General features: G+C 66.5%; 4 protein-coding genes. 1 reads left to right on the forward strand and 3 read right to left on the reverse strand.

Features of this window, described 5'->3' with window-relative positions; genetic code table 11:
- The coding region (locus DK459_RS04015; protein WP_370445586.1) for a chromate transporter at positions 1–260 on the reverse strand (260 nt) is incomplete at its 3' end.
- Positions 261–467: 207 nt separating this feature from the next.
- On the opposite strand from DK459_RS04015, the gene DK459_RS04020 reads away from it, so the two are divergent.
- A complete protein-coding gene (locus tag DK459_RS04020; protein WP_110134473.1) occupies positions 468–1,781 on the forward strand; it encodes an ATP-binding protein in 1,314 nt (437 codons plus the stop codon).
- Positions 1,782–1,834: 53 nt separating this feature from the next.
- Here DK459_RS04020 and DK459_RS04025 read toward each other — a convergent pair whose 3' ends face one another.
- Together DK459_RS04025 and DK459_RS04035 are read right to left on the reverse strand one after the other, a co-directional pair.
- Complete coding sequence (locus DK459_RS04025) at positions 1,835–2,815, reverse strand: transporter (protein WP_024068809.1); 981 nt, start codon at positions 2,813–2,815, stop codon at positions 1,835–1,837.
- A 515-nt stretch (positions 2,816–3,330) separates the two neighbouring features.
- Positions 3,331–4,914, reverse strand: a complete 1,584-nt coding sequence (locus DK459_RS04035) for a transporter associated domain-containing protein (protein WP_054443414.1) — start codon at positions 4,912–4,914, stop codon at positions 3,331–3,333.
- Between the last annotated feature and the right edge of the window lie 77 nt (positions 4,915–4,991).

Below are 4,991 nucleotides of genomic sequence, written 5' to 3' on the forward strand. Positions count from 1 at the left end.
AAAGCGTAATCGTCGAGCCAGCGGCGGCGGTCGACGAATTCCTCGCGGAAATAGGCCAGATGCGCCACCGGACCGCCAAAAGCCGTCAAGCCCAGGCGCAGGAAAGCCAGGAAGACCTCCATACAGGAGCCCCGTCCGGCCGGGACGGCTTCGCTGGCCGCCGTCTTGCTGGCGACGTGTTCATCATGAAAAGGCGGCTGCGGCGGCATCGGGGCGGCACTCTGACACGGTTGAAGCCCCCCGGGATGGCGGGTCTTCATGATTCAAGCTTATAGCCGGGCGGCGTCATCGTTTCAATCGTCCACCTATCCCGGCGTCCGGATCACTACATGAATTTTCACAATTTCCATACAAATGCGGGCGGATTGCGACAGCCCCCTTCGGTAGCATTCCGCAGCCCACCGCGATGGAACTCGATGCGCCCGGACGGCAGATGTGCGGCCCTCGCGCCCCACAGGAATCACAGCATGCTCAAGTTCACGATCCGTATATTCGTGGTCGCCGCCATTGCCTATATCGCCGCCTCCCAGCTCGTGAACCGCAGCCTGGACTATCTGCTCGATTCGGTCAGCGCCGACCTCTCCTACCAGGCGGTGCGCGGCCAGATGTATGCGCTGCACAAGGAGCTGGACCCGATCGAACCCGAATCGCGCGCCGCCTTCATCCGCGATTCGCTGCGGCCCCATTACGGGCTGGAGCTCAAGCTGGTGACGCCGGAACGGATCGAGGCCACCGAGAAGGAACGGCAGGACCTGGCCACGCGCGGCTTCATCATGCGCGACGAGTACAACACCTATCTGGCGCCCCTGCCCGGCGAGCCGCGCCAATGGCTCGAAATGCGCCTGCCGGGCGAACCGTCGCTGGAAAAATGGATCACCTGGGGCGCCTGGCTGGCGCTCTGCATGGTGCTGGCGATGGTGCTGCTGCTGTTGTGGGCGCTGCCGGTCTGGCGCGACCTGGATGCCCTGCGCAACGCCACGCTGCGCATGGGCCAGGGCGACCTGGCGGTACGGGTGCGGCTTTCGCATTTCTCCGGTATCCGGCACGTCGGCGAGAGTTTCAACCAGATGGCCGAGCGCATCGCCGCGCTGGTGGAAAACCAGCGCAGCCTGACCAACGCGGTCTCGCATGAACTGCGCACGCCGCTGGCGCGGTTGTCTTTCGAGGTCGACATGCTCGGCCAGGAAAAATTCCTGCCCAAGCGCGACCAGATCCTGCACGACATGCGCACCGACATCGGCGAGCTCGAGGCGATGGTGGGCGAACTGCTGGTGTACGCGCGGCTGGAGCGCCCCGCCGAAGACGTCGTCACCCAGGAAACAGTGGACGTGCGCGACTGGCTGGGCGAAGCGCTGGCCCAGGTCGAGCACCAGGCCGACGCGCGCGGGGTGCGCTGCCACGTGCGCGATGGCCTGCCGGCCCATGTCCAGCTACATCCGCGCTACATGAGCCGCGCGCTGCTGAACCTGGTGCAGAACGCGGTGCGCTACGCCAGCGGGCGCATCGAGATCGCGCTCACCAGCTGCCCCGCCGGGGGCTACGAATTGGTGGTGGACGACGACGGCCCGGGCATCCCGCTTGAACACCGCGGGCGCATCTTCGAACCCTTCATCCGCCTGGACGAAAGCCGCGACCGCGGCACCGGCGGCGCCGGCCTGGGCCTGGCCATCGTCAAGCGCGTCGCCGCCAGCCACCAGGGCACGATCGAGGTGCAGGACAGCCCCCTGGGCGGCGCGCGTTTTGTCCTGCGGTGGCTGTCGGCGCCGGTGACGGCGGATTGATCGCCGCTTCCCCGCCGCCCCGGCGAACGGCGCCCAAGGCTGCATGGCCCGTATCAGAACACCAGCGTGGCCGAGGCCATGAAGGTGCTGCTGCTGTCCAGGCGATTGGTGCTGCTGATGGTCGGCACCCAGCGCAGCCCGAGCGACAGCGATCGTTTGTCGGCCAGTTTGCGGTCGTAGGTGATGACCGGGCCGAGCGCCCAGTCGCGGCCCTTGAAGCCGTTCAGGCGATCCGCCGTCGGCCCGCTGTCGCTGCCCAGCTGCTGCTGCGTGCCCAGCACCAGCCCCACGGCCAGCCCGTTCGAAAAGGTCTTGCGCCCCATCACGTCTATGCCGAAGATCGGCGCGTTGCGGTAGTCGGTATCGTTGTTGCGGGTGTAGAACTGCACGCTGGCGACCGTGTCGAGCTGCAAGCCCGACTGCGGGAAGATATGGGTATAGGCCACCTGCGGGATGAAGGTCCAGTTGTTCAGGCTGGGATTGGCCAGGGCGTTGGCATCGTACTTGCCAGTGGGCGCCCACACGTTCAGGCTCAGCGCCATGTGCGAGGTTTCCGAAAAGTGGTAGCCGGCGATGATCGGCGAGAAATACAGGTCGAACAGGTTGGACGCGGTATCGCTCTCGCCCGTGCTGCGGCCCAGCGGCCCGGAAGCCCGCGCGTTCACCTTGGTCCAGACATAGGGCAATGTGACGCTGGACGCGAAGTTCCAGCGGCCCGGCCCGGTGTCCCAGGTCTTGAGCAAGGTGGCCAGCGTGAACGCCACCTTGCCCTCCACGTCGGCCGACACGCGCTTGCCCAAGGGCACGTCGCGGCCGCCGCCGACCTTGCCGTCCAGGTAGATCTCGGCGAAGTTCACCGCCCAGATGGGCTCGGGCGACACGATGCCGGCATTGGGCTGCACGCTGGTGCCCGTCACCTGTCGCCCCAGCGCGCCTTCAGTGGCATGCGCCGTGAAGGGCACGGCCAGCAGCGCCGCAGCCAGCAACGAAACGCCGCAAGAGCGCGAACTGCGATGACGCGACACTATCGACATGCTGCGACTCCCGCTGGGTATTGAAGGGGATGCGCGCTGCCGCCGAACAGCCTGGGCGTGTCGTGATTCTGGAAATTGAGCGAAGGAGCGAGATTGAGCGGATTATTGCTCTGGTTTGCGTCGTCCGCCGATTGCGCCCAGGCCTGGGCGCCGAGACATAATGGCGCGCAGGCGCCGATCAAGGCCAGAAAGCCTGGCCGTCCCCTTGTTCTGCCCGCAAACAACATCGTGCCCATGCTTCGTTCCCCATTGAATGGTTCATCGTGCAAAGACAAATTCGCTGCTGGTGCCGCCGATTTATTCGGCCCTTGCTGAATGAAAACTTATTATTAACGGGCCGAAATTTTCGACAATATTCTCATAATCTTTTGAATTGACCAATAGTGCGATCAATCACGCCGCCGCCCACCCGGGTTGAAACGAATGCGTGGCCGGCCGCCGCCGTGAGAATACGGGAATGCCGCCACGGCATTCCCGCAGCGCGCGTGTAAACCACAGGCGGCGGCAGGCCGCGATCAGGCCGCGCCGGTAGCGGCGGTGGCGTCGCTCGCCTTGCGCGCATGGACCTGGTCGATGCGCAGGCCGTCGCGGCGCGTGACCTCGAAGCGCCAATCGCGCCATGCGACCACATCGCCGGTTTCCGGGATACGCCCCTCCGCCCTCAGCAGCAGGCCGGCCAATGTGGCGTCGTCGGCGTCATCGGCCAGTTCCGCCGCGTCCAGCAGCCGCGCCGCCTCGGCCAGCGCCAGCCGGCCATCGAGCAGCCATGATCCGTCCGACAGTTGCAGCGCCTCCGGCGGCGCCTCGGCATGTTCCGGAAGCTCGCCCGCCACCGCGGTCAGCACGTCCATCGGCGTCACCAGCCCTTCGCACACGCCGTGCTCGTCCACAACGATCAGCATGTGGTCGCGCGACGCCCGCAGTTCGTCCAGCACCTTGAGCACCGGCGTGGTTTCCATCACGTAGCGCGGCTCGCGCGCCAGTTCCACCAGGTCGATCGGGCCGGGGTTGCGCAGCAGCGCCAGCAGGTCCTTGAAGTGCAGCACGCCCAGCACGTTGGCCGGATCGCCGGCGCACAACGGCAGGCGCGAGTGGCCCGAGGCGAACTTGCGCACGATCTGGTCGGGTGTGTCGGCGACATCCAGCCAGACCATGTCGCCCCGCGCCACCATGATGGCGCGCACGTCGTGCGCGCCGATGGCCAGCACGCGTTCGATCATCGAGCTTTCCTCCGGCGCGAACGCCGGTTCCTCGCCGACGCTGTCCACCAGCGCCACCACTTCGTCAGCCTGCTGCGGCACGTGGCCGCCACGGCCGGCGCGCAACAGCCGCAGCACCGCCTGCGCGGTGCGCTGGCGCCGTCCCAGGGCGTGCGTGCCCTTGGCGCGGTTGCGGCGCGCCAGCTGGTTGCACAGCTCGATGAGGATCGAGAAGCCGATCGCGGCGTACAGGTAGCCCTTGGGCACATGGAAGCCCAGGCCCTCGGCCACCAGGCTGAAGCCGATCATCAGCAGCAGGCCCAGGCACAGGATCACCACGGTCGGATGGCGGGCGACAAAGCCCATCAGCGGACGGCTGGCCAGCATCATGACGGCCATCGCCACCACCACCGCGATCATCATGATGCTCAGGTCCTGCACCATGCCGACCGCGGTGATCACCGAGTCCAGCGAGAACACCGCGTCCAGCACCACGATCTGCAGGATCACCTGCCAGAACACCGCGTGCTGCGGCTTCTGGCCGGAATCGTGGGCGCTGCCGCCCTCGACCCGTTCATGCAGTTCCATGGTGCCCTTGAACAGCAGGAACAGGCCGCCCAGGATCAGGATCAGGTCGCGCCCGGAGATCTCGGCGCCCAGCACCGTGAACAGCGGCGCGGTCAGCGTCACCACCCACGCGATGCTGGCCAGCAGGCCCAGGCGCATCACCATGGCCAGCGTCAGGCCGATCATGCGGGCGCGGTTGCGCTGCGCCGGCGGCAGTTTGTCGGCCAGGATGGCGATGAACACCAGGTTGTCGATACCCAGCACGATTTCAAGAATGACCAGCGTCGCCAGGCCAAGCCAGGCGGTCGGGTCGGACATCCAGTCGAAAATCATCAACGTTCCACAAAGAAAATTCGGGGCGGGCGGGCGTGGGCGCCCGGCAGCCCGCAAGCCGTCGGCAGGGACGGACG

Origin of the sequence: Achromobacter sp. RW408 (assembly GCF_003184165.1) — a bacterium.
Lineage (GTDB): Bacteria > Pseudomonadota > Gammaproteobacteria > Burkholderiales > Burkholderiaceae_B > Achromobacter > Achromobacter xylosoxidans.